The organism is Marinomonas sp. TI.3.20 (genome assembly GCF_038155025.1).
In the GTDB taxonomy this organism is placed as follows: Bacteria; Pseudomonadota; Gammaproteobacteria; order Pseudomonadales; family Marinomonadaceae; genus Marinomonas; species Marinomonas flavescens.
Genome location: NZ_JBAKAS010000017.1, coordinates 65657 through 88146 on the forward strand (window position 1 = coordinate 65657; position 22490 = coordinate 88146).

The 22490-nt window shown below is 40.1% G+C and carries 27 protein-coding genes, 1 other RNA gene and 1 pseudogene; 26 read left to right on the top strand and 3 right to left on the bottom strand.

The window, feature by feature from the left end:
• The first annotated feature begins 16 nt into the window (after positions 1-16).
• Positions 17-1321: a conjugal transfer protein TraF gene (gene traF, locus V6259_RS15770; RefSeq protein WP_341585379.1), complete on the top strand. Its 1305-nt coding sequence runs from the start codon at positions 17-19 to the stop codon at positions 1319-1321.
• Between the two features lie 128 nt (positions 1322-1449).
• Here traF and V6259_RS15775 read toward each other — a convergent pair whose 3' ends face one another.
• The 3 genes from V6259_RS15775 to V6259_RS15785 all read right to left on the bottom strand — a co-directional run bounded on the left by V6259_RS15775 (position 1450) and on the right by V6259_RS15785 (position 2651).
• The gene (locus V6259_RS15775) at positions 1450-2040 is read right to left on the bottom strand and encodes a 5-formyltetrahydrofolate cyclo-ligase (RefSeq protein WP_341585380.1); all 591 of its coding nucleotides are present in this window, start codon (positions 2038-2040) and stop codon (positions 1450-1452) included.
• Between the two features lie 4 nt (positions 2041-2044).
• Positions 2045-2222: non-coding RNA, 6S RNA (gene ssrS, locus V6259_RS15780), on the bottom strand.
• Positions 2223-2357: 135 nt separating this feature from the next.
• Complete coding sequence (locus V6259_RS15785; RefSeq protein ID WP_133011809.1) at positions 2358-2651, bottom strand: cell division protein ZapA; 294 nt, start codon at positions 2649-2651, stop codon at positions 2358-2360.
• 145 nt (positions 2652-2796) lie between these two features.
• Here V6259_RS15785 and prfB point away from each other — a divergent pair.
• The 25 genes and pseudogenes from prfB to V6259_RS15910 all read left to right on the top strand — a co-directional run bounded on the left by prfB (position 2797) and on the right by V6259_RS15910 (position 22364).
• A protein-coding gene (gene prfB, locus V6259_RS15790) for a peptide chain release factor 2 (RefSeq protein ID WP_133011808.1) occupies positions 2797-3892 on the top strand; the annotation gives its coding sequence in 2 pieces (ribosomal slippage) (positions 2797-2868 and positions 2870-3892; 1095 coding nt in all).
• Between the two features lie 37 nt (positions 3893-3929).
• Positions 3930-5435 carry a lysine--tRNA ligase gene (gene lysS / locus V6259_RS15795; RefSeq protein ID WP_341585381.1) on the top strand — a complete coding sequence of 502 codons (1506 nt, stop codon included), beginning with the start codon at positions 3930-3932 and terminating at the stop codon, positions 5433-5435.
• A 131-nt stretch (positions 5436-5566) separates the two neighbouring features.
• Complete coding sequence (hisC, locus tag V6259_RS15800) at positions 5567-6634, top strand: histidinol-phosphate transaminase (RefSeq protein ID WP_341585382.1); 1068 nt, start codon at positions 5567-5569, stop codon at positions 6632-6634.
• 1150 nt (positions 6635-7784) lie between these two features.
• Positions 7785-8636, top strand: a complete 852-nt coding sequence (locus V6259_RS15805; RefSeq protein ID WP_341585383.1) for a tyrosine-type recombinase/integrase — start codon at positions 7785-7787, stop codon at positions 8634-8636.
• Positions 8633-9727: an IS91 family transposase gene (locus tag V6259_RS15810; protein ID WP_341585384.1), complete on the top strand. Its 1095-nt coding sequence runs from the start codon at positions 8633-8635 to the stop codon at positions 9725-9727. The genes V6259_RS15805 and V6259_RS15810 overlap by 4 nt, the downstream gene beginning before the upstream one ends.
• Positions 9728-10033: 306 nt before the next feature.
• Positions 10034-10579: a hypothetical protein gene (locus tag V6259_RS15815; protein ID WP_341585385.1), complete on the top strand. Its 546-nt coding sequence runs from the start codon at positions 10034-10036 to the stop codon at positions 10577-10579.
• A gap of 128 nt (positions 10580-10707) precedes the next feature.
• Positions 10708-11124: a GFA family protein gene (locus tag V6259_RS15820; protein ID WP_341585386.1), complete on the top strand. Its 417-nt coding sequence runs from the start codon at positions 10708-10710 to the stop codon at positions 11122-11124.
• A 117-nt stretch (positions 11125-11241) separates the two neighbouring features.
• Entirely contained in the window at positions 11242-11580 is a 339-nt protein-coding gene (locus V6259_RS15825) for a 5-carboxymethyl-2-hydroxymuconate Delta-isomerase (RefSeq protein WP_341585387.1), read from the top strand.
• Positions 11581-11702: 122 nt separating this feature from the next.
• On the top strand, positions 11703-12050 hold the full coding sequence (locus V6259_RS15830) for a hypothetical protein (protein WP_341585388.1): 348 nt from the start codon (positions 11703-11705) through the stop codon (positions 12048-12050).
• Positions 12051-12196: 146 nt separating this feature from the next.
• Positions 12197-12454, top strand: coding sequence for a hypothetical protein (locus V6259_RS15835; RefSeq protein ID WP_341585389.1), 258 nt, complete (start codon positions 12197-12199; stop codon positions 12452-12454).
• A 4-nt stretch (positions 12455-12458) separates the two neighbouring features.
• The gene (locus V6259_RS15840; protein ID WP_341585390.1) at positions 12459-12704 is read left to right on the top strand and encodes a hypothetical protein; all 246 of its coding nucleotides are present in this window, start codon (positions 12459-12461) and stop codon (positions 12702-12704) included.
• A complete protein-coding gene (locus tag V6259_RS15845) occupies positions 12705-13511 on the top strand; it encodes a hypothetical protein (RefSeq protein ID WP_341585391.1) in 807 nt (268 codons plus the stop codon). It abuts the gene before it with no gap.
• A 120-nt stretch (positions 13512-13631) separates the two neighbouring features.
• Positions 13632-14570, top strand: coding sequence for an STM4504/CBY_0614 family protein (locus tag V6259_RS15850; RefSeq protein WP_341585392.1), 939 nt, complete (start codon positions 13632-13634; stop codon positions 14568-14570).
• A gap of 116 nt (positions 14571-14686) precedes the next feature.
• Positions 14687-15727: a hypothetical protein gene (locus V6259_RS15855; protein WP_341585393.1), complete on the top strand. Its 1041-nt coding sequence runs from the start codon at positions 14687-14689 to the stop codon at positions 15725-15727.
• A gap of 110 nt (positions 15728-15837) precedes the next feature.
• The gene (locus tag V6259_RS15860) at positions 15838-16620 is read left to right on the top strand and encodes a hypothetical protein (RefSeq protein WP_341585394.1); all 783 of its coding nucleotides are present in this window, start codon (positions 15838-15840) and stop codon (positions 16618-16620) included.
• 116 nt (positions 16621-16736) lie between these two features.
• Complete coding sequence (locus V6259_RS15865) at positions 16737-17669, top strand: DUF2971 domain-containing protein (RefSeq protein WP_341585395.1); 933 nt, start codon at positions 16737-16739, stop codon at positions 17667-17669.
• Positions 17670-17789: 120 nt separating this feature from the next.
• Complete coding sequence (locus tag V6259_RS15870) at positions 17790-17972, top strand: hypothetical protein (protein WP_341585396.1); 183 nt, start codon at positions 17790-17792, stop codon at positions 17970-17972.
• A complete protein-coding gene (locus V6259_RS15875) occupies positions 17962-18204 on the top strand; it encodes a hypothetical protein (protein ID WP_341585397.1) in 243 nt (80 codons plus the stop codon). The genes V6259_RS15870 and V6259_RS15875 overlap by 11 nt, the downstream gene beginning before the upstream one ends.
• Positions 18205-18625: 421 nt before the next feature.
• Positions 18626-18964 (top strand): annotated as a pseudogene (locus tag V6259_RS15880) (transposase); the annotation flags it as partial.
• Entirely contained in the window at positions 18910-19179 is a 270-nt protein-coding gene (locus V6259_RS15885) for a transposase (RefSeq protein ID WP_341585398.1), read from the top strand. The pseudogene V6259_RS15880 and the gene V6259_RS15885, both read left to right, overlap by 55 nt.
• 252 nt (positions 19180-19431) lie before the next feature.
• Positions 19432-19779: a hypothetical protein gene (locus V6259_RS15890; protein WP_341585399.1), complete on the top strand. Its 348-nt coding sequence runs from the start codon at positions 19432-19434 to the stop codon at positions 19777-19779.
• Between the two features lie 317 nt (positions 19780-20096).
• Complete coding sequence (locus V6259_RS15895) at positions 20097-20330, top strand: ribbon-helix-helix domain-containing protein (RefSeq protein ID WP_341585400.1); 234 nt, start codon at positions 20097-20099, stop codon at positions 20328-20330.
• Positions 20317-20580 carry a type II toxin-antitoxin system RelE family toxin gene (locus tag V6259_RS15900; protein WP_341585401.1) on the top strand — a complete coding sequence of 88 codons (264 nt, stop codon included), beginning with the start codon at positions 20317-20319 and terminating at the stop codon, positions 20578-20580. The genes V6259_RS15895 and V6259_RS15900 overlap by 14 nt, the downstream gene beginning before the upstream one ends.
• Positions 20581-20862: 282 nt before the next feature.
• Entirely contained in the window at positions 20863-21786 is a 924-nt protein-coding gene (locus V6259_RS15905; RefSeq protein WP_341585402.1) for an AraC family transcriptional regulator, read from the top strand.
• 239 nt (positions 21787-22025) lie between these two features.
• A complete protein-coding gene (locus tag V6259_RS15910; RefSeq protein ID WP_341585403.1) occupies positions 22026-22364 on the top strand; it encodes a DUF805 domain-containing protein in 339 nt (112 codons plus the stop codon).
• Positions 22365-22490 lie beyond the last annotated feature (126 nt).

Genomic DNA, 22490 nt, shown 5'->3' on the forward strand with positions numbered 1-22490 from the left:
AGGCGTGGTTGAAAACATGAAGAAGTCTCTTACTTTGACAGCAATGTGCCTGCTGAGCGGTGCAGCCATGGCTGCCATGCCAGTGTATTTACCGGTTGGTTCCAGTTACACGTTAAGTGGCGTAGTGAATCCTCGGGCCTTATCCACATCGCTTTCTAACCCAGCAGCACCCTATGTTATGGCCAGCACATCGGCGGGTAAAAGCTGGCGAGCGGGATTTTTAGGGCCTATTGGTCTGTCTTACGAAGTGGGTAAAGTGAGTCATTTTACCGACCGAGTGGATGATTTAGAAAATATCCTCGATCGCACTAATTATTCGTCAACGGCAGAGGCGAACGCAGCAATAGCCGATGCTAATTCTATTATTAGTGATATTGCCGATAGTGCTTATGTAAAGCTGTCTGGCAGTGCTCAAGTGCCTTTTATGCCTTTCATTTATAAAACCCGGACGCGCGGGGCGTTTATACTGGATGCCAGTGGCTCTTTTGTTGGTAAGGCAAATATCTTATCAGACGACATTACTCCCACAGCATCAGGTGCAGATTATAAGCTGAGTTCAAATACCTCTTTGTATGTGAAAGCCGCCACAGACATTCGTGTTGGTCTTGGTTACAGTCAATTAATGCTAAGAACACCGGTTGGCGAATTGGTCGGCGGTGTGAAAGCTAACTTTCATAGAATCTCGTTAGGTCGCTCTTTAGCGGTATTAACAGACGAAAATGACGATGCGAGCGATGTCTTTATGGATTCGTTAACCGACGGAAAAACGGCCTCGTCGGGCGTGGGCATTGATCTGGGGGCGATTTGGGTAAGCAATCATTACCAGCTTGGTGCGACCCTTGCCAATATAAACCAGCCCACGTTTGATTTTGGTGATTTGGGCGATTGCTCTGGATTATCGGGTTCTTCGCTCAGCAGTTGTAATGCAGCCAATGCGTTGGCTGGTGATGGCAAATTATCGCTTTCAGACACCTATAAAATGGACGCGCAAGGTACCATTGATGGGGCGATTACTTCACGAAATAGGCAATGGATCTTATCTGCATCCTACGATATCAATGGCGTAAAAGACCCAGTAGGCGATGATTACCAATGGGGCGTCGTTTCACTGGCGTACTTTAGTGATTCGGTATTTGCACCAGGCTTAAGAGTTGGTTATCGCGAGAACTTTGCTGGTACGCAACTGAGTTATGTGACCGCAGGTTTGACCTTGTTTCGTCGCCTTAACGTCGATGTCGCTTATGGTTTGCAAAAAATAGAAGGTGGTAGTGTGCTGCCAAGAAGCATGGCTCTTTCTATTGGTTATGATATGGCGTTTTAATCCATGCACTGGTTGAGACTTCAGCGCTAGCTGCGTGGCGCATAAAAAAGACCGATAAGATTGCCTCACATCGGTCTTTTTGTATTTGATCTTGTTTGTTGTCACCGCTAGGCGCTAAGTATTGGGCGCTAGGGATTAAGTTGAATCAAAGAGGAGGGCGTGAGTATGATATCAAGAGGCACATCCCAGCTTTCCACTGGCAGTTTAGCCACCTCTTGGCAATCATGAGCCAATCCGATTAAAACAGGAGTGGAGTGGGCTTGTTTATGCTCAAAGGTGCGATCATAAAAACCACCGCCCATGCCTAAACGACCGCCTTCAACATCAAAGCCGACCAAAGGCAAAAATACCGCGTCGAGTTCTAATCCATCAATAGGGTCTGAATCAATGGGTTCTTTAATACCAAAGCGATTTTCAGTCCATGCAGAATCGGCGGTATAGCGTGCAAATTTTAGTGCGTTGTCATCGAGAACCGGCAAATAGACGGCGATATTGTGTTGCCAAAAATACTGGCATAAGGAATCTGGAGAAATTTCACCATCGTTGCTCAGGTAAAGTGCAATACGAGTACCTTGAGAAAGAGTGTCAGATAAAGGGCTAGTAACGAATTGAGCAATAAGTTGCTCAGCAGCAAGCGCTTGTGCTTCGTTGGACAAGTGTCGTCTGGCTTGACGCAGTTGACGTCTGAGTATTTCTCTAGAATTAGAAGGTGAAGGCATAAAAGAGTTTCCCAAGTTGCCGTTTCGACTATTGGCCTTGAACCCAGTGGTTCAAGGTGGAGGGATCTGAAGTTTTTTAGGCTTTCCGACGCACGGACATGCACACCAAACTCACAGTCTCCTTCCGGGGTATTACTCATAGGCTCAAGGGCGTTAAGCCGCCTCGAACAACCCAGGAAACAAGGGAAGTATAAAGTAACTTCTAGTAGAAATCACCCATACACTCCTTATGTTTTCTGAGCTATATGAAGAATATTCGTGTTGTCTAGCTTGCAATGCAAAAAATAGGTTAAAGAATAATCCGCGTGGATTACTCTTTAACCAGCTTTTGTTTTATGCGTTAAAGCCGAATCCAACTGTGAAGTCAGTTCTCGCAGTTGTTGCTCGTTTGAACGGGCGTGTTTTTGCCCTGAAAGCATATCGTGAGTAATATTCAATGCAGCTAATACGGCAATCTTTTCTAAACCGATGATTTTTCCACCGGCTTTGATTCCGCGCATTTGATTGTTTAGATACTCAGCGGCTTCTTTCAAATCTGCTTCATGCCCTTTAGGGCAATTTATCTTAAATGTTTGTCCCAATATATTCACTGAAACGCTTGGCTTGTCCATATAGACTCCAGTCGATAGCAAGGCCCACAAAAAAATGGTCTGTTTTTCCATCATTAGGTAGCAAATGGCATTTTATGCTGCGGGTAAATTCGTTACAATTCTAGATTCACTTTATCCACACTGTTTATAGCAAATTGACGCCAATATGGAAATCAACCCGATACTTTCTAAGATAAAAGACCTGTCTGAACGTGCTTTAACCCTCCGGGGGTATCTTTGACTACGAGTCAAAGAAAGAGCGCCTAGAAGAAGTTAACCGAGAACTTGAAGATCCAGATGTTTGGAATGACCCAGACTATGCTCAAAAACTAGGTAAAGAACGCGCTTCTTTAGAAGCCGTGGTCGATACGTTAGAGAGTATGGAAAGCGGTCTAGTAGATTCCAAAGATTTATTGGACCTTGCTGTTGAAGACGACGATGAAGAATCCGTAGACGCGGTTAGGCTTGAATTGTCCGACCTTGAAGAACTACTGGCCAAACTTGAATTTCGCCGTATGTTTTCCAAGGAGATGGATGCCAGTAGCGCCTTCCTTGATATTCAATCTGGCTCTGGTGGTACCGAAGCTCAGGATTGGGCGAACATTCTATTGCGCATGTATTTGCGTTGGGGTGAAGACAAAGGCTTTAAAGTCGAGTTGATGGAAGTCTCCGCTGGCGATGTAGCAGGCATCAAATCGGCAACGATTCGTTTTGAAGGCGAGTACGCCTTTGGCTGGTTACGTACTGAAACAGGCGTTCATCGCTTGGTTCGTAAATCACCATTTGACTCTGGTAATCGTCGACATACCTCATTTGCCTCTGTGTTCGTTTCTCCAGAAGTAGACGACAACGTAGACATCGAGATTAATCCGGCGGATATCCGTACTGATACCTACCGTTCATCCGGTGCTGGTGGTCAGCACGTAAACACCACGGACTCGGCTGTTCGTATCACGCATATTCCAACGAACATCGTTGTACAGTGTCAGAATCAGCGCTCGCAGCACGCTAACCGTGATTTCGCCATGAAGCAACTTCGTGCCAAATTGTACGAATTTGAAATGATGAAACGCAACGAAGCAGCGCAAGCGGTAGAAGACAGTAAGTCTGACATTGGTTGGGGCAGCCAGATTCGCTCCTACGTGCTAGACGCGTCACGCATTAAAGATTTGCGTACCGGTGTGGAATCATCAAACACAGGCGCGGTGTTGGATGGCAATCTAGATCAATTTATCGTCGCAAGCTTAAAACAAGGCCTGTAAAGCGCCAGAACCCATTTTAAAGAGTAGACAGCAAATCATGGCTAACGAAGCAAACAGCACAGAATCCACAGCACAATCCGAAGACAACCGTTTGGTCGCAGAACGTCGCGGCAAATTGGCTGCTATCCGTGAACAGCGTAATGCCTTCCCTAATGCGTTCCGTCGCAATGCGTACGCGGCAGACTTGCAAGCAGAATTTGGCGAGATTGAAAAGCCAGCATTAGAAGAAAAGAATCACGTGGTTAGCATCGCTGGTCGTATCGTGCGTAATCGTGGCGCTTTCATGTTGCTACAAGACATGTCAGGTCAGATTCAAGCCTACATCAACCGCAAAGTGTTGAGCCCTGAATTGCTTGCGGAACAGAAAACATGGGATTTGGGCGATATCATTGGTATCTCAGGCCCAGTTCATAAATCTGGTAAAGGCGATTTGTACATCGACATGCACGAAGCGCAATTGCTAACCAAATCATTGCGCCCATTGCCAGATAAGCACCATGGTTTGTCTGACATGGAAATGCGCTATCGCCAGCGTTATGTTGACTTGATCGTGAACGATGACTCTCGTGCTACGTTCCAAATGCGTTCAAAAATCATCTCTACGATTCGTCGCTTCCTAGAAGATCGTCGTTTCATGGAAGTAGAAACGCCAATGCTACAAACCATTCCTGGTGGTGCGACGGCGCGTCCTTTCATTACGCATCACAATGCCATGGACATGAGCATGTACTTGCGCATCGCTCCTGAGCTTTACTTGAAGCGTTTGGTCGTGGGTGGCTTTGAGCGTGTGTTCGAGATCAACCGTAACTTCCGTAACGAAGGGACTTCCACTCGTCACAACCCAGAATTCACCATGATCGAATTCTACCAAGCGTACGCCGACTACAAAGATCTTATGGATCTAACAGAAGACATGTTGCGTACCGTGGCTGAAAAAGTGTTGAACACTACTAAAGTGACCTACCAAGGGTCTGAATACGACTTCGGCGCGCCGTTTGTTCGCATGACCATGCTTGAGTCTATCCTGCACTACAACCCAACGTTGACCGCAGACGACCTAAGCACATTAGAAAAAGCCACTGCCGTAGCGAAAGCGCTTAAAATTGACGTTAAACCGATTTGGGGTCTTGGTAAACTATGGACGGAAATCTTTGAAGAAACCGCTGAACACAAATTGGATCAGCCGACTTTCATCACAGAATACCCTGCGGAAGTATCACCACTTGCACGTCGTAACGACGACAACGACTTCATTACAGACCGTTTTGAATTCTTCGTAGGTGGCCGTGAAATCGCCAACGGCTTCTCGGAGCTTAATGACCCAGAAGACCAAGCTGAACGCTTCAAACGCCAAGTAGCAGAGAAAGACGCGGGTGATGATGAAGCCATGCATTACGATGCAGACTACATCAACGCCCTAGAATACGGCCTACCACCAACCGCTGGTGAAGGTATCGGTATCGACCGCTTGGTGATGTTGTTCACCGATGCGCCATCTATCCGTGACGTATTGTTGTTCCCTCATATGAAGCCTCAGGACTGATCCTAGGCCGGACAGTGACTGACGAATCGTAATGTATTTATAAGGCCTCAATTGAGGCCTTATTTTATGGATACCCAGCAGCAAATACCACAGCGTAAAGGGTCTGACCCCTTTAACAAATGGAGAGTAGAATGAGTCGTTTTTGGACAGATAAAATAGCTTCTCTTGACCCTTATGTGCCAGGCGAACAACCGCAAGACAAAAAGTACATCAAGCTAAATACCAACGAAAGCCCTTACGCGCCATCTCCTAAAGCCTTAGCTGCCATGCAAGAGCAAGTAAGTGAACGTTTACGTCTTTATCCTGATCCAAACTGTGTGACACTAAAAACAGCATTGGCTAAAAGTTACCAACTAAACACAGACCAAGTGTTTGTCGGCAACGGTTCAGATGAAGTACTGGCCTTGGCTTTTATGGGCTATTTTGCGGGCGGCAAACCGTTAGCCTTTGCTGATATCACCTACAGCTTTTATAAAGTGTACGCGGGTTTATACAGCATCGAACCTAAGCTGATTCCACTGGATGACGACTTCAATATCGTACCAGCAGATTACCAAAACCTAGACGTTGCGGGTGTCGTTGTGACTAACCCGAATGCACCTACAGGTAAAGCTTTGCCGCTATCGGATATTGAAGCGATTCTAAATGCCAACCCAGATGTGGTTGTGCTGGTGGATGAAGCCTACGTCGACTTCGGCGCACAAAGTGCGGTGACCTTGGTCAACCAATACCCGAACTTATTGGTGGTACAGACGTTATCGAAATCCCGCGCCTTGGCCGGAATTCGAGTGGGCTATGCATTGGGGCACCCAGACTTGATCGAAGGGCTAGAGCGTTTGAAGAACTCCTTCAACTCCTACCCAATCGACCGTATTGCTTTAGCAGGCGCAACCGCAGCGGTAGAAGACGAAACCTACCTAAAAGAAATCTGCGACAAAACCATCGCCACTCGCGAGCAGTCTGTGAAAGAGCTAGAAGCGCTTGGCTTTAGTGTCTTGCCATCGGCGACCAACTTCGTCTTCGCAACACACCCAGAGAAAAACGCCGAAGCCATCTACCTTGCACTCAAAGAACAAGGCATCCTCGTTCGCTTCTTTGGTAGCAACAAACCACGCATCGGCAACTACCTACGCATCACCATAGGTACAGACGCTGAAATGGCCGCATTGGCCACGGCATTGAAAGCCCTGCTTTCATAAACATTTCAGTAATGAACAAAGACAAACCGCTGGCCTCAGCGGTTTTTTTGTTTCCATTCAAACGCACTGCTGATGGTTAGTTTCTTCTCCTTTTTCAAGGGGAAGACGGAAGATGGGGTTGTGTCTTTGGTTTTAAGGATTCCATTCCAGCGCTTTGTTTTCCTTACTTTCACCTCACCACTCGACCATCACCAGCTCAATCGGCGTTTCTCTTCGGCACTTCTTTACCCCCGCCGCCTACCTCATCGAAAACACCGATTGGCCTTACCTGAAGCATTTCTTTTACAATAATTTACCGCCGCGAAACTGAATGGATACGATGGCTTGTCCCTTCCCCTTTTTTCTTCCAAGGGGAAGGCTAGGATGGGGTGCACTGGAACTAGAACTTGTGGGTTGGAATACCTAAAAAAGAGCAACCAAGAACTGGAGATTGTCTAAAGCCAATCATCGGTTAAAGTCGAAATGATCGGCGACGTTATGAAGCTTCACGTGATTCAAATTTTTGGCAGTCTTTATAGTGATTCAAGGGTCTAACCCCTTTTTGCCCCATAGATCTTATGTAGTCAGAAACACGACTTTGACCACGTCTTTCACCTCACCACTTGGAATAACGTAAATATCACCGTTCGACGTTACTTTTTTAGATAGCCGTTTGATCTTGTTCTAGGCACTTGCCTTGCTTCTCTGATCGCTATCTCAACACAAAAACCGACTCTAATGACCTAAATTACGTCATCAATTCATGATAGAAAAAATCAATAAGTAGAAAGGTTATTTTTAAATCAGCCTATTACTTTTTCATTTAGCCATTTTAAATGACTAAATTTTGACCGTTTATGCTGGCATAAAATAAAAAATCGCCTTAAGATCAATGATTAAGTATTCACAGTACTGAAATAAGAGGCTGGGGATAAAAGTGATAACGCGCACGCTCGTTTAGCCAGTTTTTGGTTTTGTGGGTAGTTTTATAAAACACTGAAAAATCAGTTGGTTATAGGGGCTTTTTGAGGTTTTTTAAAAAGTGCAAACGAGCATGCGCACTATTAAAATGTTGAACTAAGCCGCTTCGCGGAGCGGTTCATTGTTTCCTTTCTAATTTTATTATTCGCTACCAAACTTAGTTCTCCATTCATGGTTGGAGGATTACGTTATGACCCCATTACGCCAAAAAGTCATTGATCAAATGACGCTGCAAGGTTTTTCTATAGCCACTCAAAAATCTTATCTATATCAGCTAAAAGAAGTCGCTAAGTATTTTCATCTTTCCCCAGATGAACTCTGTGATACAGAGATTCAGAGTTATTTGCTTTACCTTATTCGTGATCGCCATTGGTCTTGGTCAAGTTGTCGTCAAGCGTTGCATGCGCTTAATTTTCTCTATCGTCAGGTGTTAAAAAGACCGTTAGGGCATATGGCACTACCTCATCCTAAAAAGACGCAAAAGCTGCCCGATTTATTGTATCCCGATGAAGTGTTAAATCTTATTCAAGAATGTCGTCATGCCAAGGCGCATGCGGCTATTGTCCTTGCCTATTCAACGGGTATGCGAATCAGTGAGATTAATGCGCTAAAAGTGGGAGACTTAGACGGCGAACACAATTGCATCAAAGTAAGGCAAGGAAAAGGCAACCGAGATCGTTATGTTCTGTTTCCAGAAGGATTAAAGAGCGAATTACGTCATTACTGGAAAATGTATAGGCCAACAGATGTGGTGATTTATGGTCTTGATAAACACAGAGCGCTTAATAGCAAGTATTTGCGTTTAGAAGTAAAGGCTGCGGCAATACGAGCAGGTATCACAAAAACGGTGCGCTTCCATAGTTTGCGTCATGCTTTTGCGTGCCATCAATTACTGGCAGGCATGCCATTACCTAGGCTACAAGCTCTGCTTGGGCATAGCCAATTACAAACCACGTTTCGTTATCTTCAATGGGTTGCGATGATGGATTTACGAAGCAAGATCAGTGAAGATCTTTTGCAAGGTCTTCGGAGCCCGTCGTGAACGGTTTAGGGTTAGCGCAGGTTGTTTGCTATTGTCGTGAAAGACAGCAAATCCAAGCGAATCCTCGCCAATGGCAAGTTCTTCACCATATAGAGGATTGTCGAACTCAAAAAATGGGAACGGGTAGTTACCAGTGCAATGGCTGTGGGCATCGCTGGTTTTGGCATCATAGTTGTCGAGACCGTCATTGTCCTCAATGTCAGCGACAAGCCAGTGACGCGTGGGTTGATCGCCAAAAATCTCAATTGGTTCCTGCCCCTTATTTTCATATCGTCTTTACGCTTCCGCATGCTTTAAATGATTGGGTTGGTCGACACGGTCGAACGCTTTATAGTGCGTTGTTTCACTCTGCCTGGCGCGCTCTTAATGGCTTAGCGGATAGGAAATATCATGGTCAGGCAGGGATGACCTGTGTGTTGCATACATGGGGACAGAATTTGTCGCGCCATGTTCATCTGCATTGTTTGGTTCCCGCAGGAGTTTTAACGGATAAGGACTGGAAGCCGATCCATAAAGGGTATTTTTTGCCTGTTAAGCTTCTCTCAAATCGTTTTAGAGGCACGATGGTGAGTCAACTACGTCAAGCGTATGAACAAGGAGCGTTATCGACGATTGAAAAGGAAACACTGGATGGCACGCTGAGCCATTTAATGCGTCATCCATGGGTTGTTTATTGCAAATCCGCTTTAGAATATCGAGAGACCTTAGTCAGCTATTTAGCTCGTTACACTTATCGGGTTGGTTTAAGCAATCATCGTCTTGAATCATGGAAAGACAATCATGTGACCCTGTCCTATTTTGATAACAAAGCCAATAAAGCAAGCCGATTGTCACTGGAACCGGCGGAGCTTATTAGGCGTTTTCTTTTGCATGTCTTGCCCAAAGGATTTATGCGTATTCGTCATTATGGTTATTTATCGAATGCCATAAAAAAGCGTGCTTTAGAAAAGATCAAACGACAGAGTGACGAACGAAAAGAGAAGACGGCCACTGCGCCAACAGGGTGTCGATGTCCAGCGTGTGGTGAATCCACTGTGGTGTATTTGGGAGAGATAAAATATTACCCTCAGTTAGGCTTGAATAGTAGTTAACAGACGCAGGCATAAACACATTGCCTTGAACACGAATCAGGTCATGGAGCCTGAGGGTCGAGTATTGCCTAATGCTCAGGATTCGAGTAAAAGAATGATACTGTCAGAAAAAATAAAGGTAAATCCCGCCTAAAATTTGGGAATATCCCTTAGCAAGGGAGAAAGCGTACTGCGATATTAACAGGGACGTCGCCAATCCTGAAAAAGCAAATCCCCTATAGATAACGCGGCCGTTCAACAGACGGTTATAGCCATGGCTTCGCCACTGTATAACCGCTTAGTAGTTATATGTTTAAGGATGAATCAATGTCTGAAGAAGTAAATAGTATAGATGTATCAATAAGTGCACTTGAAAATTATGTTGTAAAAAATCAAGAATCAGCGAAACGATTACTTTCATATTTAATGGTTTTTAGCGTTTCAATTTTGATGCTCATTTCTATGTTTTATATTTTTCCTTCTGCTTTTTTTAAAGCAACTGAAACAGCGGCAAAAGCTGAGATAACAAAAATCCCAGAAAGTATTATGTTTGGTGTATTTGCAATTTATGTTGTCGTATTTGGTGTTTTAATGGCTGTATATCGTTTTCATCTAAATGAAGTTGCACGTTCAGAACATTACAAAATGGGTTTTATGCGGATTAGAGTTGCAGCTAATAATTTTAGTGATCAAGGTTTTAACTCCGAGGTTAGAGAATCATTAACAAAAGATGCTTTTGTATATAATCCCTCAACTGTTTTTTCGTCTAAAGACAAAAAAATTGATAGTCCGTTGCCCGGTCACCCATCATCAGACTTAACAGCAATTGTTTTAAATAAATTGCTTGATGGTATTGATGTTAAAAAGAAGTAAAAACATATAACAAGTTGCTCAAACGGACAAAAAACAGTTGGCTTTTGCTCGTACCTCGCTAATTATAACCAGCTATTTTATTGCCTCTTAATGAGGCGTTATATGTTTTCAATTAAGGTGTAATCCAAATGTCGAGTGCAGAAACAAAATGCCTTTGTGGTGCTGTTAAAATAACCGCAGAGGAAATCAATCCTAGATTCACAGTATGTCATTGCCAGTCATGTAGAACATGGGGCGGTGCACCATTCTTTGCAGTTAAGTGTGGAACGAAAGTTAAAATTGAAGGTGAGGATAATATAAAAATGTACGAATCTTCGTCTTGGGCATCGCGCGGGTTTTGCACCGAGTGTGGTACTCATCTATTTTATAAATTTAAAGCAACTGGTGAATATAACATGCCAGTTGGTTTGTTTCCAAACTTAAAAGATTTGGAAATGGATATGCAGTATTTTAGTGATATGCGTCCTAGTTATTATTGTTTTTCCAATGAAACAAAAGAAATGACCACAGATGAAATAATGGCTTATTTTGCATCTGAAGTGTAACCAAACATATAACAAGAAAATGAAGTGGGACTAATTACAGCTGGCTGCCTCACTACGTTCGTTATTTTAGCCAGCAATAATTAGCCCCTTATTTGGGCGTTATGTTTACAGGAGAGTATGGTGCCACATTGTGTAATTGAGCATTCATCAAATATTGATGGAAATTCTTTAACTTCTCGAGTTTTTTCAGGAGCTATGGATTCTAAATTGTTTGAAGAGAATGGAAGCGATATAAAAGTTAGGGCAATTTCATTCTCAAACTATCAAACAGGTAATGATAAAGCTTCATTCGTACACGTTGCTTTAAAATTACTTTCCGGTCGTAATTCGGAACAAAAATTAAATTTTTCTACACTTTTTTTAGAGCATCTTAAAACACTAGGTTTATCTGGTTGCTCTATAACTGTAGAGGTCATCGATATTGATCGAAATAGTTATTCAAAAGTCTTAATGTAAACATAACAAGAAATTAAACAAGGATAAAAAACAGTTGGCTTTTGCTCCTTCGTCGCTTATTTTAGCCAACTATTTTTTGCCTGTTAATTAGGCGTTAGCTGTTCGTCAACATGGAGAGTATCGTGCAAATCATTAATGCTAAAATCGAATCTTATCAAAAGTTCTTAAATGAAAAATCGAGACCACCTAGCAAAGGTGGAAACACAAACGCCTTACACTCTCATGTGCTTTATATTGATGGTGAAAAATATAGTTTTCTGGCTTTAGGTTCTCAACAATGGGTATTTAAGTCTGACCTTGTTAGTTTTGAATATGAGCTAAACGGCGCATATAAAAATATTATTAATGACACTTTGGTTACAATCGATAAATCAGGTAATGAAGTGTTACGTGGAAATCGTGGCTTTAAAAAACAATTGCGCACAGCAGATACACGTATGCCTGTCAGTCGTCGTGAAATGAACAGCTAACAAGAACTTCAAACGGAAAAAATACAGTTGGCTGTTTTCACTTCGTTCAACATTTTAGCCAACTATATTTTTCCGCTTAAGTAGGCGTTAGGCTACTAAGCAATTGTGCAATTTTTTAATACCATGAGCTTAATAAAGGATAAATTATGAAAAAAACACTTGAGGAATTTTTACGTGATCATTGTAATTTGATTGATTGGACGCCCTCTACAGAGCAATTAAATAATATTGAAAAAGAAATTAATGAAGCTTTAAAAGAAGGTAAAAGATTAAGTAAAAGTGAATGTCAGCATATAGTTGTAAAACATTGTGGTTCAACACGAATGTTTGTTACTCACGGTGTTGATAATTCAGACTTGAATACGCTTTTGGCGTTAGCATTATCAGCAGTTAAGGAAGAATAATAGTATGAATACAGTTTTTAAATCGGAACTCGAAAGAGCCTACGATATAGTCCAATGGACTCCAACTGAAGAACAGCTGTTAAAAATAGCTAAATTTATTAAAGAACACCCTGAACAATTAAGACTCGTAAGTGGCTATATTAGTGAGGTTTGTACTGATGTTTTATTCTATGCAGCTGAAGGTTATGACAATTCAGACTTGAATTATCTGATTGCAGTTGCGATAAAAGCAGTAGAAGAGGCTAATTGATTGAAAAGCACTCATGAACAAGACGTGGTTAATGCTAAGGCTCAGATTGCATATTTGAAGTCTGCTTACATGGACTCAATTAAATCCTTTGTAGATGCCCAAAAAAACAATAATTGTACTTTAGATGAAAAGTTTTTAGTGGCGCAACAAAGTGGTAATTCATATTTTAATTTTATTGAAAACTTTGTTGGGGACAGTGACTTATTAGGTGCCCATGAAAATGGGCACTGGGTAGTAGGTTTTGCTGAAGATTGTTTTGCTGCATTAGAGTCTTTAATTGGTCATTTTCAATTAATTAGAAGCTACATAACTAAATCAAATCCAAGTCTTTTACAGAGTATTGAGCCAAGTGCAACTGCATATGCAAACATGCAGCGGATGGTGGTTAAGTATTTAGTAAAAGATAATGTTTTGGAAATCAAAGAAAAATTTGAATCTGCAAAGCTCCCTGTTTATGGGTTTAACAATAATAAAATGCTAATTATGAATAAAAAAACTCAAACCCTTATATCATTTTCTTTCGGTGTTATTTTTGTGATAGTACTTTTAGTTATTGCATTCACTACTCCAGATCCAACTGATTTTCAATATACCATATTTAGAATTGTTCTCTCTTTAGCTGCTGGGGGAGTTGTCGCAGCCTTTCCTGGATTTATAGAGGTTACTTTTGGTAAGTGGCTTCGCTCTGGCGGGGCATTAGCTGTGTTTGTTTTAGTCTATTTTTATGCCCCAGCGGCTATATCACCGCAAACACCGACTGCTCACCCGAGTAAAGTTGAAGTTAGCTCAACGCTGTTACCAAAGTAGCCTAACAAGAACCTGCAAAGGACGTAAAAGCCAGCCCGTTTTTTGCAAGAGCAAAGGCGCAAAAAAAAGGTCTCACCTTTTACGCCTCTGAGGTTGGCGTTAGCTGAATAATGGAGTTCAATGAATAGTATGGCAATATTTGATCTGTTTTCTAAAAGACAAAAGAGACTGAGAGGTGAAGTTTCAGATGTGTATCAGTATGATAAATTGCCTCAACAATTAAAAGTTCAGATCGTTCATATAGTTAGAGATACCATTGGTATAGAAACTTCATATAATGAACTAACTAATGGAGTATACCGACAAATCCATAAAGTACTGTGTAAAGAATACGGCGTATTCTCTCTTAAGCAGTATGAAGAATCGCACTTTGCAGCTGTGTATGATAGTTTTTTGAATGAGAATAATGTAGAGAAAAGCTTAGATGTAATTGAATTGAGTTTTAGAATAATTGATAAGCATGTTAGGGAGAAACAATATCGTTTTCAGCAATCTACTGGAGTTTCACAAAATAGTGATGATGCAATTAATGAGTTAAATTATCGATTTAAAGAAGCCGGTGTGGGTTATCAATTTGAATCAGGTGAGCTAATCAGGGTCGATTCGCAATATTTACATTCAGAGACTGTAAAGCCAGTATTACATGTTCTAGGTAGCAATAAATCATACATTGGTGCGAATGATGAGTTTCTTTCTGCTCATGAGCACTACAGGCATAAACGGTATAAAGAATGTTTAAATGATTGTCTTAAAGCATTTGAAAGCCTGATGAAGGCTATTCACGACAAGCATTCTTGGAGTTATAAACCCAATGATACAGCCAAAAAATTAATAAACAGTTGTCTGGCAAATAATTTAGTACCAGAGTATCTTCAAAACCAATTTTCATCAGTTAGAATATTAATGGAAAGTGGTATACCAACAGTAAGAAACAAAGAGGGAGGTCATGGACAAGGTAGTGAAATAACGACTGTTCCTGAGCATTTGGCTAGTTACACATTACATTTAACTGCAACCAATTTATTGTTTTTAGCTAACTGCGAAGCACAATACAGCTAACAAGTTAATCAACTGGACGTATTACGGTTGTCATCATTTTTGCAAAAGAAAAAGTGCAAAAATAACACCAACCTACACGCCAGTTATTAAGGCGTTAGCCCTCTGTGGAGTCTGTGTTGATTAACAAAATTAAACGTAATCCTCAAAAATTCGATTCTTTTGAGCTGTATACGAAATTGTGTGCCAAAAACTCTCTTGATATTGGAGAGTTGAGTTCTGTTGATGCTGTCGTTGATTTAGTAAAAAGCGCACTTAAAGATAATCGAAAAAATCTGAATTTAGTTTTTGGGAAGCGTGTTGAGAGTATGTTTGCAGTGGTTGCTGCATCGCTAGGGAAATGTGCATTAATAAAACAAGAAGATGGTGGGGAAGCGTATTGTAACGACTATATTTCAATTCCTGACTATAGAGTTGTCCTAAAAGATGGAGCTAACTTCTTAGTTGAAGTTAAAAATTACCATAAAGAACCATTTAGTGAAACATACTCATTTACTGAAAAATATTTCAATTCAGTCTTAAAGTATTCTGAGCTTGTCGGATGTGAAGTGAAGTTTGCAATTTACCTTTCCAAATTAAATTACTGGACTTTGATTCCAAACAGCGCTTTTGTAAAAGATGGTAATAAATTCATTATCACGATTGAAGATGCGTTAAAAAATAATGAAATGCTTCTGCTAGGTGATCAGATGCTAGCGACAAAACCACCACTGGAAGTATATTTCGTATCAGACCCATCAAAACCAGCTACATTAGATGAAAATACAGGGCAGACTAATTTTATAATAAAAAATATCTTACTGTATTGCGCTGGTAAACCAGTTACTGGTGAATTAGAGAAGCAGTTGGTTTTTTATTTTACTATGTATAGTAATTGGGAAGAACTTGAATCATTACCAATAATGGCTGGAGAATGCTTAATTGGAGTTCGTTTTACTTACGGGCCTCACAATGGCCCCTCTGATGATGGCTTTGATATATTGGGCAACATTAGTAGCATGGCATCAACTATGTATAAATTGGCTACGGAAGATAATGGTGAAGTAACTGCAGTCGAAACTGATAATCACCCTAAGAATTTTACAGTGGTAATCCCAGAAGATTACAAAAGTGATGAACTGCCTTTATGGCGGTTTAATATTGAAGCAAACAAGGGCTAACAAGTTGCTTAAACGGAATAAAAACAGTTGGTTATCGCTGCGCGATTTTAACCAACCATTTTTATCCACTTAGCAAGGCGTTATAAGACCCGTTGAGGTTTGGTAGTCAAATGAATAATGAAAGTCTAAACATTTTCCTTCGATTAGTGCAGGAAAAGCATGAGCAGTTAAAGTCTCAAGTAACAGCTCTGAGTAAAGTTTTTGTGCAAGAAAATATAGATTCCAAAAAAGCCCAAGCAGATAAATGTAATTCGGCTGCAGAAGATTTGGCACGAGCACTATCTGTTAAAGATCAGCCGAATTGGCTTAAAGAAATCATTCGTTGGACAAAATGGTATTCTGAGAGTTACAAACAAACAGATTCTACATTTAAAGCATTTCAAAAAATAATGCCGTTAATCCCTCAATTAAATAGCCATCAATGGGCTTTTACTGAAAACTCAGGTGATGAAGATTTCGATTTTGATCAGCTATACGAGAGACACAAAAAAGATGGAAAACTTGAAGAACTATTTGACTCATTAATAGAAATAATTGCTCAAATGGTAGCTTCAGGAGAAATCGATAGTATCCGTGCTAAAACGGATTTAGAAAGGCTGGTAGCTTTACTCCAACAGAATAAAGATGGTTCATACTTTTCTGTCATGGCGAGCTGGGAGTTTTTGAGAGGCTTTTTAAAGAACACCACATGGGCGACTATTGATTCAATTCCTGTCCTCAAGCAATTAAAGAAAGGATTTGAAGACACTGTCGATGAAATGGACATTGAACTTGAGAAAGTTCATGAATCAATTAAAGGGGAAATGAAAAGTAAATATGATACAGCTGTTCATTCCCTTACCTATAAAAGCCAAGCTAAACTCGAAGATAAGACCGTGGAAAAGGTCTTATAACAAGTCAATTCAGCAGGACAAAAAACAGTTGGTTTTGCTCCTGCGTCGCTAATTATAACCAACTGTTTTATTGCCTCTGATTGAGGCGTTATGTGGTCAAATCAGGGGTCAGTGTTGTGGATTGGTTTCAAAAATATAAGAAGTTAGTATTTTCTAATACTACATCAGTAGATCAGATTGATAGGGCTATTTCGCTTAAATATGAGCATGTCCCTAAAACTCTTTATAAGTATCGTTCTATAAATGAATACTCTTTAAGGAATTTAAAGGATGATTCAATATGGCTATCAGATCCAAAAAACTTCAATGACCCTTATGATTGCTCATTTCATCACAAGGTAGACTTAGATCCTGACAATACTGATTCAATTCTATCAATTGCTCGTGAAAATGATTTGATTGGAGAACTTACAGAACAGCAAATCCACTCAATTTCTGAGAGTAGTGACCCATTAGTAAAACTTCTTGAATTTAGTTACCCAGATAGACCTGATTATGGTCGGTCTTGTGGAGAAGCATTAAGTCGCGTTATGAAAGAGAGAGCAAATTCTCTTGTTCAAGAAACATCTGAGGGTTTCAAACAAATGTTCAAAATCTGTTGTTTTTCTGAAAACCCAAAGTCAATTCTTATGTGGTCACATTATGCTGACTATCACTGTGGCTTTTGTATCGGTTATGATTTTCACGAACTTGGTAATGATGATTTAAGAACAAGGTCACTTTACCCTGTAATTTACTCCGACGAAATGTTTGATGCTACAGGTGCTTTTGGAACAACAAAAACTGTAGACAATATCCTTTACCTTAATCAAGCAGCGCTTATGAAAAGTACTGAGTGGGCTTACGAAAAGGAGTGGAGGCTTGTTTTTGGAAATATGCTCATACAAGATGAAATATCTTATCGCATGCCAAAACCAAAGCATATTATCTTAGGTGCAAAAATATCCTCAGATAACGAGAAAACTATCAGGAGAATATGCAATGAAAAAAATATTGAAGTTCTAAAGCTATCTATGGCACATAATCAATTTGTTTTAGATATAGAGTGATGACCACATTACAAGCACTTCAAACGGAACAAAAACAGTTGGTTAGGTTCCGCTTCGCTTCACATTATAACCAATAATTTTAGTCCGCTTAATGCGGCGTTATGCATCAAGGAATAGAGAGTGTTGGAACCGATAATTCAAGAAGAAACAACCGGGTGCGGTATTGCTTCAGCAGCTAATATTCTTGGCAAAAGCTATGCTGAGATGAAAGCTATAGCTAACAACATGGGCAAAGCAACAGATGTTAAGGCTTTCGAAAATAATTACGAAGGAATGTCATACGGCTCTTTCAATGGCTCGTAATAAACGCAATGATTTAGTGCACGATGGTATCGTTCCAGACTTTACTGTCTTAGAAAAATTTTGGCGAGCTTTACCCTTATTGTTTGAGGTGGCATCTGGAATTCAGGAAATGGGTATAAATAAAGTTCGTTGTAATGGTGTTAATAATTGGGGAAATCCCAAAATAACAAATTTTGATGAGTGGTCTAATCTTGCAAAAAATATAGATAATGCTAATTATAGTAAAATATGATTTAAACTGAAATACAGTTGTTTTCGTATATAGCAAATACCGTATACAAGTTAATCAACTGAACGTATTACGGTTGTCATCATTTTTGCAAGAGAAAAAGCCGCAAAAATAACACCAACCTACACGCCAGTTATTAAGGCGTTGAGGCTGTAGAATTTCTCCAAAAAGAACATTTTTATGTTCTTTTTAATAGTCTATTATCTAATCACTATTATTCTCTACAGTTGAACGTGATGGCGAATTATAAACCTGACTTATCCTGCCAAAGTAAATTCATTCCCGTTGATTCTGCACAACAAATTATCCCCGGTACAATTTGAATACGCGCTTTCCCATATTGTTGCCTATTCCTTCAAGTAAGCCACCTTGATTTAAGTTCTTTGACGAATGGTACAACAACGATAATGGTGGCGCTGCGGCTTACCCTCCGTCTGTGATGTTGAAAATTGTCTTGTTTGATTATACACGCGGGTTAGTCAGTAGCCGCCGTATTACAAGAGCATGTGAAACCAATATTACTTTTATGAGTTTGTCTGGTGATGCGCAGCCTCATTACACGTCTATCGCGTATTTTGTTGCAAACATAAAAAACCAGATTGAACCTCTGTTTACCCAAGTGTTGATGATATGTGATCGTGAAGGGTTGATTGGGCGAAACATGTTTGCTATCGACGGTTGTAAAATACGTTCAAACGCGAGTGAAGAATGGATAGAGGAAGGCAAGTCCAATTTAAGCACGATGAATCACGGGAAAAACTAAGCTATGGCGACAAAATGAAAGTTAAGATAGATAGCCCAATAGGACGGCGACAATACAGTAAAAGGCTAGGCGCCATCGAAGCGGTGTTTGGTAATATTACCGTTAATAAAGGTATGAATAAATTTACGCTACGCGGCCAAGAAAAAGTGAACACCCAATGGCAAATGTATTGTCTCGTTCATAACATCGAAAAGCTTAGGAACAGCCTTTATTAAGCAAAAAGTAAGCCTCTCATAGCATTTAGCTACCCACAGCTCACCCCTAAGTACACACTTCCTTTACGGCTCGATATCAGCAATCTACAATTGAAAATCGAATGGCCTATTGAACCCTAGGCGTATGTGAAAGATTGTGGTTTTATATTAATAAAATAGGCTGAGAATGAGAAATTCTACAGCCTCGTTAGGTTTTACACTAAGTGTGGTGGTAGGCTTGGCAAAAAGGAAATCAAACACAAGGATGAAATTATGACTGATTCTTCTGAAGTAAAGGCAATAGCCGAAAAGTACCTTAAAGAAATGCTGGAAGCAGATGACACAAAGAACTTTGATTTGTATACGAAGCGTTACGAAGATAAATTCCTTAGAAACTTTTCGAGAGAGAGGTTCTCAGAAGACATCAAAGGGATGCATGAAAGAAATGGCATGAATACTGGCTATGAGTTTTTATGTACGTTGAGAAACTTTAGCTTTGATGGTTTAGATATATTCAGGTTTGTTTGGAAAGGTATCTATGAAAAGCGGGATGCAGTGATAGAAATTGGTGTATATAAGAAAAATGGAGACTGGTACATTATTCAGTCGGCAGTACATTAATGCAGCCAGTAAAACCATACAAGCTAATTAATAAGGACAAAAAACAGTTGGCTGTTTTCGTACCTCAACATTTTAGCCAACTATATTTTTCCGCTTAAGTAAGCGTTGAGGCTGTAGAATTTCTCTTCATTTAGAAAAATAGCCTTTTTTATGGGGTCGAAATGCATTACCGAGTACGCTAAAAGTGCTTAGGGTTGAGCTCATAGACTCGGTTTTTAATTGAATTTGGCTGTTGGAGTGATTCTACAGCCTCGTTAGTTGCTTATTACAGCATCATAGCGTTATGATGTCATGATCGAGTTAATGGAGATATTATCATGAGTAACCTATCAAAACGTTCTACCGTTTACTTTGAGCCGGATATACATCAAGCACTAAAAATGCGCGCTGCTTCAGCTCATTTATCAGTTTCTGAGTTAATAGATGAAGCTGTTCGTTTATTAATGCGTGAAGATCAGGAGGATTTAGCCGCTGTATCAGCAAGAGCAAATGAGCCTGATATTTCATATGAAGTTTTGTTAAATGATTTGAAGTCACATGGAAAAATATAGAATAACGTTTAAAAAGTCAGTGGCTAAAGATTTACGAGTTATACCTAAAAACGATATAAAAAAGATCTTAAGTAAAATAGATACATTAGCTGTAAACCCTCGAGGTGAAGGTTGTACTAAACTTTCAGGGCAGGAAAATTATCGAGTTCGCCAAGGCTTATATCGAATAGTGTATGAAATAAAAGATGATGTACTTGTTGTTAATGTAGTAAAAGTTGCTCATAGATCACAGGTGTATAAAAGCAACTAACAAGTCAATTCAGCGGGACAAAAAAACAGGTGGTTTTGCTTCTGTGTCGCTAATTTTAACCAACTATTTCTTGCCTCAGATTGAGGCGTTGAGGCTGTAGAATTACTCTTCATTTAGAAAAATAGCCTTTTTTATGGGGTCGAAATGCATTACCGAGTACGCTAAAAGCGCTTAGGGTTGAGCTCAGAGACTCGGTTTTTGATTAAATTTGGCTGTTGAGGTAATTCTACAGCCTTGTTAGCTTCCCTTGAATATCTGCGAGGTATTCTAAATTAGGTATCTATGAATAAAGAATATAAGAAGCGTATAGATAGAGTAATTCAATATATTGAATCGAATCTGAATAAAAAAATTTCACTGTCTGATGTGGCAAATGTAAGTAATTTTTCGGTATACCACTTTCATCGAATTTTTACAGGTATTTTCGGTGAGACGGTCAATGATTACATCGTTAGGAGAAGACTTGAACGAGCCGTCAACTTATTGATTTTTAAAACCTATCTATCAGTTACTCAGGTAGCTTTAGATAGCGGTTTTTCGTCAAGTGCCAATTTTTCAAAAGCGATAAAGCTTCACTTCGGCTTTAGTCCGTCAGAAATACGAAACCCAGAAAAAGTTAAAGATAGCAAGATTGGAAAAATCTCTAGCAAGTATGGAAAAGATTTTCACCCTTCTGACTTATATCCTGCTCGCATCACAAATCAAGTGATGAATAAACCCAACGCAGAGGATATAAATATGAAAGTTGAAGTAAAAGAACTTGCAGGCCAGCGTGTATGTACTTTAGCCTCGCAGTGTGGCTATGAACCAGAAGCAATATATGAAGCATGGGACAAACTTATAGATTGGGCTTCCAACAATGGGATAAAACAAGATGAGCAAAAACGATTCGCTTTTGCTTTTGATAATCCAACAGTTACGCCAGTAGATAAGTGTCGTTACACTGCTTCGGTTGTAATTGGTGAAGATGTACAAGTAAAGCCGCCATTTTCACTGTCTGAAATACCAAAAGGTAAATACGCTGTACGATATTTTAAAGGTAATCCAGAAGAAACAATTAAGGCTCAATTGAGTATCTATTCTGATTGGCTACCAAATAGTGGATTTGAACCAGATGATTTTCCAATGTTAGAGTATTATCTGAACGATGCAAGAATTGACGGATATGTAGAAATGGAAATTCACGTAAAATTGAAGGAAGTATAAGCTGCCATGTGCGGTGAGAAAGCTAACAACGGCAGTCAGCAACAAAGCTGTGCCTTTGCTGGTAATGTTAAATTGTAAAAAGGGGGGGCATAGCATTTACGGCTTGATATCATCAATCAATGATTGAAAATCGAATGGTTTATTGAATCTTAGACGTATGTAATGTTTGTGGGGCTAACCCCATCTACAGCCGATGAAACAACCGATGACTCAATGTTAATTAATAAGGAAAGATTGAAATGGATTATTTTATAGGTGCGCTGAAGAAATACGCCGACTTTTCAGGTCGAGCACGTAGAAAAGAATATTGGATGTTTATACTTATTTATATAATTATCAACGTAGTGTTGGCGGTACTGGGTTTAAATGTGATTTCTATGTTGGTAGGCCTTGGATTACTCATACCAAGCATTAGCATTGCAGCAAGAAGGTTACATGATACTGGACGTTCTGGTTGGTGGCAGCTGATAGCGTTACTCCCTCTTATTGGTTTCATAGTGTTGATCGTTTTCTTAGTTCAAGATGGGCAGGAGACAAATGATTACGGTGTTAATCCTAAATTTTTCGAGCCAGTATAAAATAATCTGACAAGTCGTTTAAACGGAATAAAAATAGATGGCTATCGTTTTGTGATTATCCCCATTGTTTTTATTCCGCTTAACGAGGTATTGAGTCTGTAGCATTTCTTTTAAAAGAACATGTTC

Excerpts from the sequence above, each read along its gene's own strand:
- traF (WP_341585379.1), top strand. The coding sequence starts at position 17 with ATGAAGAAGTCTCTTACTTTGACAGCAATGTGCCTGCTGAGCGGTGCA.
- V6259_RS15775 (WP_341585380.1), bottom strand. The coding sequence starts at position 2,040 with ATGCCTTCACCTTCTAATTCTAGAGAAATACTCAGACGTCAACTGCGT.
- V6259_RS15785 (WP_133011809.1), bottom strand. The coding sequence starts at position 2,651 with ATGGACAAGCCAAGCGTTTCAGTGAATATATTGGGACAAACATTTAAG.
- lysS (WP_341585381.1), top strand. The coding sequence starts at position 3,930 with ATGGCTAACGAAGCAAACAGCACAGAATCCACAGCACAATCCGAAGAC.
- hisC (WP_341585382.1), top strand. The coding sequence starts at position 5,567 with ATGAGTCGTTTTTGGACAGATAAAATAGCTTCTCTTGACCCTTATGTG.
- V6259_RS15805 (WP_341585383.1), top strand. The coding sequence starts at position 7,785 with ATGACCCCATTACGCCAAAAAGTCATTGATCAAATGACGCTGCAAGGT.
- V6259_RS15815 (WP_341585385.1), top strand. The coding sequence starts at position 10,034 with ATGTCTGAAGAAGTAAATAGTATAGATGTATCAATAAGTGCACTTGAA.
- V6259_RS15820 (WP_341585386.1), top strand. The coding sequence starts at position 10,708 with ATGTCGAGTGCAGAAACAAAATGCCTTTGTGGTGCTGTTAAAATAACC.
- V6259_RS15825 (WP_341585387.1), top strand. The coding sequence starts at position 11,242 with ATGGTGCCACATTGTGTAATTGAGCATTCATCAAATATTGATGGAAAT.
- V6259_RS15835 (WP_341585389.1), top strand. The coding sequence starts at position 12,197 with ATGAAAAAAACACTTGAGGAATTTTTACGTGATCATTGTAATTTGATT.
- V6259_RS15840 (WP_341585390.1), top strand. The coding sequence starts at position 12,459 with ATGAATACAGTTTTTAAATCGGAACTCGAAAGAGCCTACGATATAGTC.
- V6259_RS15850 (WP_341585392.1), top strand. The coding sequence starts at position 13,632 with ATGAATAGTATGGCAATATTTGATCTGTTTTCTAAAAGACAAAAGAGA.
- V6259_RS15860 (WP_341585394.1), top strand. The coding sequence starts at position 15,838 with ATGAATAATGAAAGTCTAAACATTTTCCTTCGATTAGTGCAGGAAAAG.
- V6259_RS15875 (WP_341585397.1), top strand. The coding sequence starts at position 17,962 with ATGGCTCGTAATAAACGCAATGATTTAGTGCACGATGGTATCGTTCCA.
- V6259_RS15885 (WP_341585398.1), top strand. The coding sequence starts at position 18,910 with ATGGATAGAGGAAGGCAAGTCCAATTTAAGCACGATGAATCACGGGAA.
- V6259_RS15890 (WP_341585399.1), top strand. The coding sequence starts at position 19,432 with ATGACTGATTCTTCTGAAGTAAAGGCAATAGCCGAAAAGTACCTTAAA.
- V6259_RS15895 (WP_341585400.1), top strand. The coding sequence starts at position 20,097 with ATGAGTAACCTATCAAAACGTTCTACCGTTTACTTTGAGCCGGATATA.
- V6259_RS15900 (WP_341585401.1), top strand. The coding sequence starts at position 20,317 with ATGGAAAAATATAGAATAACGTTTAAAAAGTCAGTGGCTAAAGATTTA.
- V6259_RS15905 (WP_341585402.1), top strand. The coding sequence starts at position 20,863 with ATGAATAAAGAATATAAGAAGCGTATAGATAGAGTAATTCAATATATT.
- V6259_RS15910 (WP_341585403.1), top strand. The coding sequence starts at position 22,026 with ATGGATTATTTTATAGGTGCGCTGAAGAAATACGCCGACTTTTCAGGT.